The organism is Pseudomonas sp. UBA5706 (assembly GCF_002419965.1).
Taxonomy (GTDB): Bacteria; Pseudomonadota; Gammaproteobacteria; order Pseudomonadales; family Pseudomonadaceae; genus Aquipseudomonas.
The window spans coordinates 58,917-73,173 of sequence record NZ_DIHC01000011.1; the positions used below are offsets into that span (position 1 = coordinate 58,917).

Sequence of the window (14,257 nt, forward strand, 5' to 3'; positions counted from 1 at the left end):
GCCTGTATTGTTCCCGTCTAATCTAGATTTAGTGTTAATTGATACCTGGAATATATCAATGTTCGAACTGGCCCAGCTGCGGTGCTTCGTCACCGTGGCGACTGAACTTAATTTTCGCCGCGCCGCTGAGCGCCTGCACATGACCCAGCCACCCCTGAGTCGACAAATTCAGTTGCTGGAACATCACCTGGGGGTTGAGCTCTTTACCCGTACGACGCGAAGTGTCGCCCTGACTGCTGGCGGGCGAGCGTTTTTTATCGAAGCGCAGAATCTGCTCGAACGCGCCCAGCAAGCGTCGCTGGCCGCCCGGCGCTTCGCCGAAGGTGACATCGGCTCGGTCACCATCAGCTTCGTGGGTAGCGCGGTTTATGAGTTTCTGCCCCGGGTGATCACCGAAGCCCGGATGAACCAGCCGCACGTAAAAATCTCCCTGACAGAGATGAATACTTACCAGCAACATGAAGCCTTACGCGCCAGACGCATCGACCTGGGCATTGTGCGAGCGCCGCTGCAGCAATCGGGCTACGAGGCCGACTGTCTGGTACGCGAGCCTTTCGTGCTCGCGGTTCCCGGCAATCATCCCTTGGCCAGCGCCAGCCAGGTGCGAGTCGAAGACCTGGATGCACAGCCATTTTTGATGTATTCGCACTCGGCCTATCCACCGTTTAACGAGTTGCTTACCGGCACCCTGCGCTCAGCCAAAGTTGCGCCCGAGTATGTGCAGTGGCTGGGTTCATCGCTGACGATTCTGGCATTGGTCAACGCCGGAATGGGCCTGGCCCTGGTGCCCCGGTGCGCTGCGAATGTGGTCTTCAAGAATGTTGTGTTTCGCGATATCGATCTGGGCGAAGGCGTACAAAGCGAACTGCACCTGATCTGGCGCTCGGACAACGATAATCCAGCCTGCCTGATGTTGCTGAAAGCGATCCGAGAGGCGGTGCAAGTAGGTAAACGCTAGCCGACAGATTCAATCAACGTGGATTTGATCGCCAGCAGGCGAGAGGCTGGCCAGATCGGTGCAGGCGATAAACGATCGGCGAACCGACTGTAAAGGGGCAATGAACGGCAGCCGATCACCCGAGCGCAATGGGCAACGGCTGCAGTGTCAGCATCAGACTTCGTGCGAGGGAGGAATCTTGCGGGCCGGAACGTTTGAGTGATGCACTCGATGCTCGGAAAGTCCTCGGGTAACGCCCCAGGTAAGGCCCTCCTCCGGGCTGCCATGCAACGTAGCGAACAATTCTTCGTAAAGTGCTCGTCCACTCCTGGTGTAGAGCGAGACGAAGATCGCACAGACGCCATGGGGCTTCATCCTGACCTCAACGTTCAGTTGGGCACCGCCCGGCAGAATCTCGTCGTACTCGGTATTGATTCCACCCTGCGATGCCCACTCTAAATACTCCGCCCCTCTGATGCGCATAGGTGTGCTCCCTGCCTGACATGAGCGAATCCTACCAGTTCAAGCCGGGGTTGGGTGGCTTAAAGCCCTAAGGCTGCTCAGTTTTCCGTTCACCCTGCGCCACGGCCCGCGCAGCGGCCGGCTGACTACTCACGAAAATCGGAACTGAAAATGGCCCTGTTCAAGGCTATGGCTCAGCCTGTTGAAAACGTTGGCCAAGGTGCACCGGACCGTCCAAAACGTTTCAGCACGCCACCTGATGGCACCCACCGTTCAGCCTCTTCGGCGTTTATTAGATGGATTGAATCTTTATCAGCGGAGCCCGGACTGGATACCCTGACGGTCCTTGCGTTACTGAAGTGTGAGCAAGGCACAACCCACTGCCCACAATTCAAAGCGCCCAGCAATGCGCTTGCATGGGCAGCACATCACGCGAACACTGGCTCCGGCGCACGCAGCCAGCGGGTTTAGACGGTAATGCTGGCCCTTGTTCCCAAGCGTTCCTCTTCGACACTGAGACGGTGTAATGACCGAGCAGCAAGGAAGTATTGAGTTTTCAGGGCTGAGGTGCCGACCGCTCGAATCAGACGATGCCGACATGGTTTGCTCGCACCGGCACGCGATGTTTCTTGAGGCTGGGGGCGATCCGGAACAACTGGGCGTGATGACCGAGCACTTCCGCCAGTGGCTTCAGACGCGGCTCGAAGACGGCCGGTACTACGGTTTCGTCCTGCTCGACGGGCATCAGGCGGTTGCTGCCGTCGGCCTGATGACCCTGGACTGGCCACCCCATCCGTTACACCCGACCCTGGATCAACGTGGTTACGTGCTCAATGTGTTCGTCGAACCGCTCTACCGTCGCCGCGGCCTGGCCCGGGCCTTGATGCAAGCTGCTGACGCCGAATTTGCTCGAAGGGGCATCACCTTTGCCATACTTCACGCCACCAAGGCCGGCAGGCCTGTCTATGAGCAAATCGGTTGGTCGGGAACCTCGGAAATGGCAAAGGCCGTTTTCCGGGACGCCCATCCCGCCCCGGCCGCTGTTTGATGCTTTTGAACTCAAAGCGCTGGGTTAAACCCGTATGCATGTAACGGTCACCGCCTGCATCTCGCTTTGCCGCAGTTCCCTGGGCTGCCCTTGTCGTAAAGGTTCTGGGGGCAGCTTAGCTGATGTGGTTCGGCCTAAGCCTGCTGATCAATCAGGCAAAAATGCTCCCGACCTACTCAATGATGCTGGCGCCGGTAACTGTCTCCAAGCCTTTATCCAAGGGGTGGTCACGAACATAGGCAACCCCAAGTCCATGGCCTTCTACGCCGCCGTTTTCTCAGCCGCCGCGCCCGCGCACGTTTCGCTCGGTACGTTCGTGTCGATGCTGGCTGTTGTCGTAGCGGTTTCGATGGCCTGGAATGGCATGGTTGCCATCGCGCTGTCGCAGCCACGAATTGCGAGCGCTTATCAAGGCAGGAAAAAGGCTATTGATCGTCAGTGCGGTGCCTTGATCCTGTCCCTGGGGGTGCGCCAACTGGTAAAGCGCGCCGCCCCTTGAGGCCCGTTCGCTGTCGTTTCAGATCGATGAGGCGCTGTCGTCCAGCGTGAGCAGCGCCCTGATTGCAGCCAGAACAACCTGCGGTTTTTCAAGCATGAGCTGGTGACCACACTCAGGCAGCACCTCGAATCCGGCGTTGGGCAAGTGCTGGGCCAGCGCTCGTCCGCCGTCCGCTGGCGTCAGTCCATCGCAGTCTCCGGCGAGAACGGAGACTGGCAGGTCAAGCAGGCTCAACTGTGCCAATGTCGGCCAGCGGGCCTGCGAGAGCAGCGCTTTGAACACGTAGAGTTCGTTGTTCTCGGTCAGCTTTTCTTCGTAGGCAATCAGCCCAAGGTTGGCCAATGGATGCCAGGCGCGTTCGCGAAAGCGCCTGGCAAGCCATGGCCGTATGAGCCTGAGCACCCACGCCGGAAGCGACAAAAGACCGTGTTTGAACTCGGGCCGGGTGAGCAATGTGCCCAACAGCAGCGCGGCTTGAACGCGGGGCGGTTGGGGTTGGGGTTGGGCATGCAACCGGACCAGCGCGCTGAGCGTCAGGCCGGTGCCAAACGAGTGCGCCACCAATACATTGCGCTCCCCGGCGTAGCGGCCCAGCACCGCGAGGTAATCGTCCACTAACGCATCCCAGGCATACGCATCAGGCACGTTGGGCTTGGCGCTGGCACCGTGGGAAGCGCTCAGGATGAAGGTCCTGGCTACCTACTGTGGCAAAAAACGGTTAGTACCAAAGTAATTGTTAGTTATTCGTCATTAATAAAAATGCATAAGCGGATTAGCGCTTTTCGAAGGCAGCATCGGTGAGTCGCCGGTGACCAATACCCGCCCGCGAACTTTGCCAGGGATCATGGGATCGGCGCCTGCTGGCACTCTTAAGGCTTTATCCAAGCGCCCAAGGGCATGCTGGCGACCCAGGTCGAACCTGTCTGGTTACGGTGAGCCTCGACGTTGACGCGAGTCGGGGTCCGTAAACCATCGGATGATGAATGGGTGAGGCTTACGTTAGGGGTACCGCATCGCTGTTCGTTGAGGTCCTTCGACCTTTGCTTCAACTCGATTTCAACTGAAATATTGATCAGCAGCATAAATGCAGAAGCCGCCCAGTAGCACAATGCCAGCAAACCACGGACAGGCTCGGAACGATGCTCCACAGCTACGAGATTCATTACTTGCTTGGAATGACAAAACACATCGTCAGAGTATCTGCACCACACATGAATACTCACCTGGCCTGGAAAATCTCGATCATCGCCGCCGGTGCCTGCGCTGGCGCGGTGTTGCCTCTTCTACCCCTATCAACCACCATCGAAGTGGCCGCGCGTTGGCAGGTATCCAATACGAGGTGGAACAAAGCGGTGCTGTTCCACACCCGTCGCGAAGTAGGACGTCAACAACGCCAATTGGCTTGCGTCTATCCGGTCGATGATGCCGCACGAAGCTCATGCAACAGAATCGTGTGCAATAACAGCACCGCACACTGTGGCGGGGTGCGTGAACTGGCTGATCTGGAGACAAGCTAACCGTCGCAGGCGCGACGATTGGCCTGCGGATAATGCGATCTAAGCGTCAACCTGATCGGCGGACACATCAAGCAGATGCCTCGCCTGCAGGTGAACTGAGAACCGTTGCAGAGGCTGCCGACCACAAAAAGGGTAAAAGACGCGCTCGCGAACCATTGAGCTTTCGTTGTTATGGGCCTTTATAGATGTGTAATTTCGCGCCGCCTTTCAACGGGAGGTGCCCTTGCGCAGGCCTGGCTATCCTTCGGAAATGCCAAACACCGGCCTCAGCATCAAGGGACTTATATTGAATAGTGCCCTGGGAAAGTACGTGGGTTGTACCACTTCATCGTTAAAGCGGGACTTGCAGGTCGCCGGCGCAGTGTTCGATGGTCAGGCTCAAATGCGTTTGACTAGAAAGGTTTGAACAGGGTGCGCTCACTTTACGCCCAAAATCGTAGGCGTTGTCGCAAAGACGAGGGGGTGCTCAGGGCATCACGCAGTTGTGCTGCGCTAATCGTTCGATCTACCGCCTTGAACGCCAGTGCTGAGCGCAAGTCCGGCCAGCAGTGCTTGGGTAAGTTCACAGGCGCCTGCAGTTCGCGCTCCAGGTGTTCGTCGCGGGCCTGGGTCGACGGAAGGCGGCGAAACGGATGCTTGCCTCCCGCCAATTCATAGATTGCGCAAGCCGCTCCGTAGAGGTCGGCGCTCGGTGCCAGCGGCTGTCCCTCGAGCACCTCCGGGGCGGCGTAGCCGGGTGTCCAGGCGTTGAAGCGCTCGCGGCTCAGTTGAGGCAAGCCACGCAGTACGCCTTCCTGCGCCTGGCCGAGACCGAAGTCGAACAGCCGCAGGCCCTCCTCGCTGAGCATGACGTTGCTGGGTTTGATGTCGCCATGCACGACGCCACGCGCGTGGGAATGCGCCACTGCGTCGAGCAATGGCCATACGATCTTGCTCAGTTCCTGCCAGGGAAGGCCTAAAGGGCGCTCGCATAACAGTTTGTCCAGTGTCATCCCGCGCATCAGTTCCATCGTGATGAAGGCGCGCTGGCAGTCGGTGTCAACTTCAAAGCTGTGCAACCGCAGGACGTTGTCGTGACGCAAGCGTCGGGTCAGGGCGAACTCGCTGTAGAGCAAGGTGGTGGCATCGGGGGTCTCGGAGAAGTCTTCGCTGAGGATTTTCAGCGCAATATAAGGGTCAGGCTCGCCAAACTGCTCGCTTAACAGATCCCGTGCGCGGTAGACCGCCCCCATGCCACCGGCACCGAGCAAGCGCTCGACACGGTAACGACCCGCCAACAGCTCAGGCAGAGCACCGATGCCGGCTCTGGTCGCAGTGAGTGCGGCAATGTCCGGACGCGGTTTGCCGTGTTGAGGCTTGGCGAACGCAAAGTAGGTCAGGTTGTGGGCCTGCTCCTGGCTCACCGGCAGGTCGTCGACAGGTGGCATGAGGTCGGTCATTGGCGGACCACCACACCGGTCAGGTTGTCGCGTGCCGAGCCACGCAGCGCGATATCGAACAGGCGCGCCAATGCGACATGCGGCGCTGCCAGGCTCAAGGCACTGCTCAGGGCGTCGCTGCTCAGCCCTTGGTACAGGCCATCGCTGCACAGCAAAAACACGTCGCCGGCGTGCACTTCTAGCTCCAGCACCTCCAGGGTCAATTGCTGCGCAGCGCCCACCGCGCGGGTCAAGGCATGAGCGCAAGGATGATTATTCGCCTGCTCCGCGCTGTAGTTTTGCTCGTCCATCAACTGTTGCTGAAACGAATGGTCCTTGGACAGTTGGTACAGACGCTGGCCGCGCCACAAGTAGCAGCGACTGTCGCCGGCCCAGATACAGGCGGCGCGCTTGCCTTCCATCAGCAGCGCCACCACGGTGCTGCCCATGATGCTGTCGTGGCGCCCGGCGGTAATGGTCAGCTCCTGGCAGAACCGCCGGTTGAGCCAGTGCAGGCACTGACGAATGTCGGTGAGGCGCGAGTCAAAACTTTGCTGAACCGGCAGTTCTGCGAGGCTGGCGACAATCAACTGGCTGGCGATATCACCGCCCTGGTGTCCGCCCATGCCATCTGCGACGACCCACAGCCCCTGCTGGGGGCTGTCAAGGAACGCATCTTCATTACGCGCCCGTACCTTGCCGGCATCGGTACGCGCCGCGCTGCGCCAGGGACGGGCTATCGGCATCAGAGCTGCACCGGCATGCGGAAAGTGCGCAACACGCCCATGTCGAACGGGTTCGGCGTGCGCTGGCTGGTCAGCAGATAGTTGGTACGCAGGCCGCCCAAATCCGCCTTGAGCACGAGCACGTCGCGACCGGTCAGGTATTCGGTCTGCATCAGGTCGAATAGCCTGAACAGCGACCAGGGGCCGGTGTTTTTCTCGATGCCCACAGGGCGGCCAACCATTTTGTCGAGCACCAGGCTGGTACGACCATTCTCAGCATCGGTCGGCCATCTGAATGACATCGGCACAATCGGGCCATGGCGGTATTCGATCATCCTGTCGCCAAACTTGAACTCGGAACGGCTGACCACCGGATCCAGCGTGTACGGCTCAAGCTTGAACTGCACCTGCGGCTCGGCCGGGTTATCGGCGAAGAAGCTTTGACGAATGACCTGGGCAGCGGCCATCTGATCCAGATATACCTTGGAGATCGGCAGGCTGTGGCCGTCCACGCTGCGCATGCGATAGTTGCCCGGATCGCCGCTCACAAACGGACGCATATAGCTGTCGAAGAAGCGATCAGCAAGACCCTGCGCCTTGAAAAACTCGCGGAAGTCACTGATTGCGACGTCACTGGTGCTGTGGGCATTGAACGGGTAACGCTGATCGATCGCCTTGCCATAGAAGCTGTACAGCTCGCTCTGATAACGCTGGTTGAGGTACTGATAAGCATCACCCAGCACCAGGTGCCAGCTGTCTTCCGCCAGCACGCTGAACCACGCGCTCACTGGCCGTGGCAAGCGCCCGGAGGCGTTGCGCAGGTTGCTCAGTGCATCACGTTGGCCACCCATGCGCGTCTTGGCCATTTCAAAGGCAGCCTGCTCCGGAGCACTGGCACGGGCCAGGCTGGCCATCTGCAGTTGCAGATCGTTGAGCGCATTAAGCACCGGTTCCAGGTCCGCCCCCGGACCATTGTTGTCATCCAGTAGACGATGCAGAGGCTCGAAACGGCGTTGCAGGGATTTCTTCGCCGTGTCGGGCAGTTTTTTTGCCAGAGCGCCGGCGGCTTTGTCCGCTACTGCGGTCCCCAATTTGCCGGCTTTCTGCGCCAGGTTGCCGGCCGCTTCCGCAGCTTCATCAGCGTTATCGTCAACCACCGGGAAACGGGTGTTTTCACGTACCTCAACCAGCAGCTGCAGAATCGGCGAGTTGGCCGACGTCAAACCAGCCAGCTGCTCGGCACCTTCGGCAAAGTCACTGATGGGCGGCAACATCACCTGTCCCACCGCCTCACTCCAATGGTTGGCATAATCACGGAAGTACAACTGCTCCAGCTCAACCCTCAAGCGACGCAGGTCCATGCCGCTAATGCCCGAGACTTCTCCCAACACCCAGTTATCCCGCAGGATCTCGGTGACGAGTATCGAACCTTGCACGGAAAAGTACTGCTGATAACCCTGTTGGGTGTAGAACCCCGGAATCACATAATCGGCCCCCATGAACAGCGAACCTTGCGGCCCCAGGTGCTGGCTCAAGCGGTACTCGGGCACATCGCGGGCCTGCTCGCGCAGCATCCGGTACACCACGGTAGCCAGGGATTCGCTGCGCAGCACCTGCCGAGCCTGAGCCACCAACGGATCGTTAAGCGGGTAGCCAAACGGCAGCTTGAGCAACCGCTCCAAATGCGCATTCAGGTCATTCTGCACTGCAGTATTGCCGGTATAGCGCTGCGACCACTGGGCGGCGACCCAGTCCTTGAGCCACAACGCGTCACGGCGCTCTTTCATGTTCAGCATCAGGTACGCGCGCAGGCTGTTGAGCAAGCGGTCGCGGTCCGTCATGTTCGCGCGAATCTGCCCTTCCAGCAGCGTGGCTACCCTTGGCAGCAACTGCGTTTCCAACTCGCGGTCATACGTCTGTTTGACCACCGGATTGACGATGTGACCCTGATACAAACCAACGCGCTCGTGGTGGCCCACATCGCCTTTTTTCGGAAAGGCTTGAGTGGCGGCGTAACTGCTGTCCAGCGTCTTGAGAGCGGCCATTGAATCGTCGCCCTGTGCCAGGTCCGTACGCTGCTGTGTCCAGGTCTGCGCCAGGTTACGCAGGCTCTCAAGTCGCTCGTAGTTCGCGGAAAAACCACCTGCCCACAGCGCGCCAAACAACCCCAGTGTGACCAGTGCCCCCACATACAAGGCACGTTGGCCCCAATGAATGCGGCTGCGCTCCCGCTGGTCCAGGCCTGCCAGATCAGCCTCCGGGAAAATGACCTGGCTGAGCAAATGGTGAATAAACCGTGCGCGGCCACTGCGCAGTGTCGGTAATACACCGGCATTGATGCCCAGGCTGGCTCCGATGCCTGCCGTGGAGGCGTCCATTTGCTCTGTCAGGTGCGGTGCACTGGTCAGGTAGAAACCGCGCAACTGGCTGACACGTTGGTAGCGATTACCGGTGAATGCCAGGTCAACGAACAAGCACAGGCGCTCGCCAATCTGCCCCAACTGGTGTGGAAAATCGAGGATACGACCACGGCGCTGCGGGTCGCGCTCCTGATGCATGCGCATGATTACCTGGCCGTTGAGGCGATGCAGCAGCGCTTCGATCTCAGTGCGCAGTACCGCCACGTCGCTGCCGTTCTGCTCTTTGCGAAAGCTGATTCCCAGCACCTGGTTACTTTCTTCGCGGGTCAGTTGGTCGAAGAACTCATCAAAACCCTGCAGACGATCGGCCTTGCTCAGCACCAGGTAAACCGGCACATCCACATGCAGTTTCTGGTGCACGTCGTGCAGGCGCGCGCGCACCTGTCGGGCGAGCACTTCCAGTTCCTGCTCGTTGCCACTCAGGAGGGTGTCCACCGGGAGGGTCACTATCACACCATTGAGCGGACGGTTGCGACGACGTTTGCGCAGCAGGTCCAGCAAGGTGTTCCAGGCGCCACCGTCGACTTCAGAGTCCGACTGAGTCAGGTAGCGACCGGCGGTGTCGATGAGCACGCCATGGTCGGCGAAATACCAGTCGCAATGCCGGGTGCCGAGGGTATCGCGGGTGAGCTTGCGGTCCATCTTGTTGATCGGAAACTCCAACCCCGAGAAGTCCAGCAGACTGGTCTTGCCGCTGCCCTGGGGACCCACCAGCAGGTACCAAGGCAAATCGCTGCGCCAGCGCTCGCTGCGGCCGCGGTACAGGCTCGAGGTTTTCAGGGTTTTCAGGGCGTCCTTGAAACGCGCCTTCAGTTCCTTTTGCTCCCCCATTCGCTCTTCACGGCGGATACGATCCTGCACGTCTTCGCTGTCTTCGATGGCTTTTTTACGCACGTCAGAGCGCCAGTTAACAAATACCACCGTCAGGCCCCAGATCAGAAATAGCACGCTGATGGTCAGCAAACGTGCTGTCGCACTTTCCCAGAACCTGTAGTCATCTACCGCCAGCAACGGCCCGACAAACCACACCAGCAGCGCGACAAACAGCACTACGAACAATGTCCAGACCCAAGCCTTGCGCAAGACTGCACCGGCTTTCTTGAAAAAATTCTTCATCACACATCCCTGTTTACGGCTGCGACTGCGGCACACCCGCGGCTGGATCAATCGGCTGATAAGGTTGCAGCACGGTGTCGCGTTGTTCGCTCAGCACCCAGGCAAAACTGGAATACATCACGACCAGGCAGACCACCGTGGACAGCACCACCATCCACGCCGGCACGATACGCACCAGGTTGCGCCGTTGATCATTCAAGCCCTGCCAATGCGGCGACAGCTCGCGTGGTACATCGCCGCGTAACTGACGGATCTGTCGGTACAAGGCGTCGCGAATGCCCTCCAGTTCCAGAACCCCGCGAGCTTGCACGCGGTACTTGCCCTCGAACCCCAGAGCCAGGCATAGGTACATCAACTCAAGCATGGGCAAGTGCTTGACCGGGTTTTTCGAAAGGCGATCCAGCAACTGAAAGAACTTTTCACCGCCGAAGGTCTCGTTGTGAAAACTACTGAGCAGGCTCATTTGCGACCATTCGCTTTCATTGCCCCAAGGCGTTGTGACCACTGCTTCGTCAACCACCGAGCACAGGACGTAGCGCGCGGCCATGACCTGGCTGCTTTCGGCACCGTTGTGCAGGGCCCGCATTTCAAAGAGTTTCAATCCGCTGGTCAGACGTTCGTTGAGTACGTATAGGTCTTCACGGGTTTCACTGTGCTTGAGCCGTACCACCTCCGACAGCAATTCGCAGGCGGCAGCGACCAATGAATTGAGGCTGATAGTGAACGCTTCAGCGGGGCGCAAGCGCGCGGCGTAGATCATCCGCTCTTCCAGCTGCTCGAAACGCGGCGGCGCAGCAAAGTCAGTCAGCGGTCGAGAATCCGGCCCATGGCCCTGGTGGTCGAGCAGGACTGTTTTATCGTCCTGATGGTGTTCCATGTCCTTGATCATGTCAGTCAGTTCCTGATGGCCCAGAAATTCAGTTCAAGCTCGGCGAATTCACCGGAGACATGGAACGCGAAACCGCCGGAGCGCTCCAGTTGCGCCAGGTCCTCAGAACTGAGTTCAAGAATGAAATAGGTTTTTTTCGAATGAAATGCGATCTGCCGCGGCGCAACCGGCAAAGGTTTAACCTTTATCCCAGGCAGATGCAGGTTGACCAGTTGGCGGATACGCTCAACCGGCCCAACCTTCAAGTGCGCCGGCAAACGTTGGCGCAGTTCTTCGGAGTCGCAGTTGGCGCTGGCGGCCAGCACGAACGAGGCCGAGCCCAACAGTGTGTGGTCGTGCAAGGGCGCCACAATGATGCCGTACTGCCGCGCCTGCAGAACCCATTCGATAGCATGCTGCTCCAGCACCATCGACAACACTTGGCGGATGGCTTCCATCAGCTTGCGGAAGCTCGCGCCCTGGTCGCTGTGTTGATAGCGGCTGTCCATACGGGGGCGCTTGGTGTCGCTGGAAAATGTCGCCAGATCGCCGAGCATGGTCAATAGCGTGCGGTAGAGTTCCTCCGGGTGGACCTGTTCCAGGCTCAGGTAGTGACGCAGCAACAGCTCGGTGCGGTTGATCAGTTGCAGCATCATGAAGTCGCCGACTTCCGCACCGCCAACCTTGCCGTTGGAACGAATCCGCTCGGCGATGGTTTCGCCACGATGACCCAACATGCTGATCACTTCTTTGAGGCAAGACAGCAGGTAGCTGGAAGCGTGGGTTTGGATATAGCTCGGCACGTAGTCGGGATCGAGGGTGATCACACCGTCCGGTGTAGTGTCGAGCACTTGGCAGACCTTCAGTTTCACATATGCCTGGTCGCTCCGTTGTTCGCCCAGCAGCAGCTTGAAATCAGGGCGTGCGCAACTGACCTGACTGGCGGAGTCCTCACCGGCGTTGGAATCGGCCACCTCGGCATCGTAGGCGGTGTAGCGCGCCAATACGTCAGGTTGGTCCACACGTCGCGCCTCAATGTGGTTGCCGGTGACCAGCGGCAGCGCCAGGTAAATGGGTGTATGGCCGGTGTTCGGCGGCACATCCAGAGCCAGCGGTTCGGTGTTGCCATCCAGCTCGAACAGGCTGCCGTCGGGCAGGATTCCCGAGGCCTGGCTGATTACCAGCTTGCCCATGTTGAGGAACTGCAAGTCGATTTCCAGGTTGAGAAAGCCCCAGGCGTAGCCGCGCAGCAGTTGGGTGCGGGTCTTCATCTGGTGGTCGTAATAGCGATCGTTATGCTGCAAGTGCTGTGGGCGTAGCAACATGCCTTCCTGCCAAATGACTTTATGCGTATTCATGATTCGTCAGCCGCCGTGACGAGGGTTGCATGGGTGTTGCGGATGCCGGTTTGGCCCAGGGTCAGGTCGGCGTCGGTCGCGTCCAGCGGGGTTACTGGTAGGGTGTATCGCCACTGAGTGTCCGACAGGTCGCGGTAAGCAGCGAGCACGCCCACGTAGCGGCTGCCCTCCTCCACGCTGAGCTTGAGTTCCACGGTTTCGCCTGGGCGCAGCTCCATTTCTTCACTGGCAACCATGTCCGGTGCCAGCGCCTCCCTGGCGCGTTCATACAAACTGAAAAAGTCCGCGTTCTCGAACGACACCGGATGTTTGAGTTCGAACAGGCGCACCACCACCGGCGAAGGACGGCCGTTGAGGTCAGGGTTCACCTGGTCGCTGGCGGTCAGCTTCAGGTTGACCTTGGTGATCTGCGAATACGGCGACAACGACGAGCACCCGACCATCAACATCAGGGTGGCCAGCGCGATCAACGCATTGAAAAAAACAATCAGGCGGCGAGACATGCGCTTCATCCTTGGTGGTCGGCGTTGAGGGTGGAAATCAGGCGAACCTGCTCTTCGTATGCCTGGGCGAAATCCCGCGCCAACAGGCGTTCACCCCAGTCACCATCCTGGCGCAGTGCCTGGTGGTAGCGCCCGTAGGCTCTCCAGCGACTGCCCGAAGTGGCGAGCAAGGGTTTGCTATCGCGCTCGAAGCGCAAGGTCAGTTGTTGCGGTGAAAAATGCTCCAGAGTGCTGCGAACAGCGGCACGGCTGGCGCTCAGCAATGCCACTTGATGGGCTTGCAGATCACGGAATGACCGGGAAATCGCCTGCCCGGCGGGCATTTGGCCCGGTTGGTTGGGCCGCAATAAAATGCCCAGGGCTTCATCGGCATCGGCGGCGAACTTCAACGGGTTCTTGTGCGTGCCTTGTACGAGGGTCTGGGCCAGGCGCAGCTCGTTTTTCAGTTCGCTGCGTGTGCGTAAGCTTTGTTGCAACCCCCCGACACTTTGCTTGAGCAGGCGCGCGGCGTTCAGGGCCAGGGCTTCTTTGGCATCCTGGTCAAGTTCCCTTAGATCGACGCCCAACGCGGCACCGAACTGCTCCCAAAAACTGTCGGGCTGGCGCTCGATGACGTTCGGTGCCACCGGTTCAGTGACCACCGGGGCCTCTACCAGCTCCGGCACCATCAGGCTTTCCATATCGATCCGCGCATAATCGGCGCGCTGACGGGTGTCCTGGATCACGGCGCGGGGTGAGATCAGCTCTTCGATTTCCGAATACACGCGCTCTTGCTGATCCAGGGCGTTGAGTGGATCCAGGTCCAGGAATGCATCGTCAGGAATGATGCTGCCGGCGGCCTGTGGGCGCCCCGGTTCCACATCGAACACAGCCGGATCACGGATCAACCGCGCACGAATGTCAAAGTCACCCAGTACGTACCGGCTGCCGTGCTCGATGCGCACAGCTTCACCTTTGCGCAGGCGCGCGCCGCTGTCGCCGACCTGAATACCGTTGCTGCTGGTATCGGTGAGGTAGAAGGCGCCATCGCGATAACTGATCACTGCGTGGTGACTGGACAAATGACGCTTAGGGTCGGGGATGATCCAGTCACAGTCATCGCCTCGGCCAATTACACCGCCGGCCTGCTTGAAGGTCTTCTGGCACAGCTCGGTAGGCACGAACTGCTTGGTGTTGAGCATTTCGAAAGCCAATTCCATGGTGGTACTCCCTCGCTCACTTACCGCGATTGATCGCCTGCGGATCACCCAAAGGGCGGTAGGCCGCGTCGTTGAATTTGTAATTGCCGCTGCAGCCACCCAGGCCACAGACAACAACGAGGGTCAGCAACACGGCGTGCCAGCGACGAACAGACATCAGAGGGTCTCCAGGAAAACAGCAATGGGC

General features: G+C 59.3%; 13 protein-coding genes and 1 pseudogene. 4 read left to right on the forward strand and 10 right to left on the reverse strand.

Going from position 1 to position 14,257, the window contains the following annotated elements; translation table 11 throughout:
- The first annotated feature begins 58 nt into the window (after positions 1 to 58).
- Positions 59 to 958 (forward strand): LysR substrate-binding domain-containing protein, encoded by a 900-nt coding sequence (locus B3I26_RS05925; RefSeq protein WP_296256076.1) that lies wholly within the window; start codon positions 59 to 61, stop codon positions 956 to 958.
- A 153-nt stretch (positions 959 to 1,111) separates the two neighbouring features.
- On the opposite strand, the gene B3I26_RS05930 is transcribed toward B3I26_RS05925, so the two are convergent.
- Positions 1,112 to 1,420, reverse strand: a complete 309-nt coding sequence (locus tag B3I26_RS05930; protein WP_296256077.1) for a hypothetical protein — start codon at positions 1,418 to 1,420, stop codon at positions 1,112 to 1,114.
- Between the two features lie 505 nt (positions 1,421 to 1,925).
- Between B3I26_RS05930 and B3I26_RS05935 the strand changes: the two genes are divergently transcribed.
- The gene (locus B3I26_RS05935; protein WP_296256079.1) at positions 1,926 to 2,447 is read left to right on the forward strand and encodes a GNAT family N-acetyltransferase; all 522 of its coding nucleotides are present in this window, start codon (positions 1,926 to 1,928) and stop codon (positions 2,445 to 2,447) included.
- A 65-nt stretch (positions 2,448 to 2,512) separates the two neighbouring features.
- Positions 2,513 to 2,946, forward strand: a pseudogene (locus tag B3I26_RS28680) (LysE family translocator); the annotation flags it as partial.
- An 18-nt stretch (positions 2,947 to 2,964) separates the two neighbouring features.
- On the opposite strand, the gene B3I26_RS05945 reads toward B3I26_RS28680, so the two are convergent.
- Positions 2,965 to 3,630, reverse strand: a complete 666-nt coding sequence (locus B3I26_RS05945; RefSeq protein WP_349681488.1) for an alpha/beta hydrolase — start codon at positions 3,628 to 3,630, stop codon at positions 2,965 to 2,967.
- 455 nt (positions 3,631 to 4,085) lie between these two features.
- On the opposite strand from B3I26_RS05945, the gene B3I26_RS05950 reads away from it, so the two are divergent.
- Positions 4,086 to 4,463, forward strand: a complete 378-nt coding sequence (locus B3I26_RS05950; RefSeq protein WP_296256082.1) for a hypothetical protein — start codon at positions 4,086 to 4,088, stop codon at positions 4,461 to 4,463.
- A gap of 422 nt (positions 4,464 to 4,885) precedes the next feature.
- On the opposite strand, the gene B3I26_RS05955 is transcribed toward B3I26_RS05950, so the two are convergent.
- The 8 genes from B3I26_RS05955 to B3I26_RS05990 are packed head-to-tail and all read right to left on the reverse strand — an operon-like array spanning position 4,886 to position 14,227.
- On the reverse strand, positions 4,886 to 5,902 hold the full coding sequence (locus B3I26_RS05955; protein ID WP_296256083.1) for a serine/threonine-protein kinase: 1,017 nt from the start codon (positions 5,900 to 5,902) through the stop codon (positions 4,886 to 4,888).
- On the reverse strand, positions 5,899 to 6,627 hold the full coding sequence (locus tag B3I26_RS05960; RefSeq protein WP_296256085.1) for a PP2C family protein-serine/threonine phosphatase: 729 nt from the start codon (positions 6,625 to 6,627) through the stop codon (positions 5,899 to 5,901). Before B3I26_RS05960 ends, B3I26_RS05955 begins: the two co-directional genes overlap by 4 nt.
- Positions 6,627 to 10,142: a type VI secretion system membrane subunit TssM gene (tssM, locus tag B3I26_RS05965; RefSeq protein WP_296256086.1), complete on the reverse strand. Its 3,516-nt coding sequence runs from the start codon at positions 10,140 to 10,142 to the stop codon at positions 6,627 to 6,629. The genes B3I26_RS05960 and tssM overlap by 1 nt, the downstream gene beginning before the upstream one ends.
- Positions 10,143 to 10,155: 13 nt before the next feature.
- Positions 10,156 to 11,031, reverse strand: a complete 876-nt coding sequence (gene icmH, locus B3I26_RS05970; RefSeq protein ID WP_296256087.1) for a type IVB secretion system protein IcmH/DotU — start codon at positions 11,029 to 11,031, stop codon at positions 10,156 to 10,158.
- A gap of 5 nt (positions 11,032 to 11,036) precedes the next feature.
- Positions 11,037 to 12,368, reverse strand: a complete 1,332-nt coding sequence (tssK, locus tag B3I26_RS05975) for a type VI secretion system baseplate subunit TssK (protein ID WP_296256088.1) — start codon at positions 12,366 to 12,368, stop codon at positions 11,037 to 11,039.
- Positions 12,365 to 12,871: a type VI secretion system lipoprotein TssJ gene (gene tssJ, locus B3I26_RS05980; protein WP_296256089.1), complete on the reverse strand. Its 507-nt coding sequence runs from the start codon at positions 12,869 to 12,871 to the stop codon at positions 12,365 to 12,367. The genes tssK and tssJ overlap by 4 nt, the downstream gene beginning before the upstream one ends.
- Positions 12,872 to 12,876: 5 nt before the next feature.
- Positions 12,877 to 14,070, reverse strand: coding sequence for a type VI secretion system-associated FHA domain protein TagH (gene tagH, locus B3I26_RS05985; protein WP_296256090.1), 1,194 nt, complete (start codon positions 14,068 to 14,070; stop codon positions 12,877 to 12,879).
- Between the two features lie 16 nt (positions 14,071 to 14,086).
- Positions 14,087 to 14,227, reverse strand: a complete 141-nt coding sequence (locus B3I26_RS05990) for a type VI secretion protein (protein WP_296256092.1) — start codon at positions 14,225 to 14,227, stop codon at positions 14,087 to 14,089.
- Positions 14,228 to 14,257: the final 30 nt, after the last annotated feature.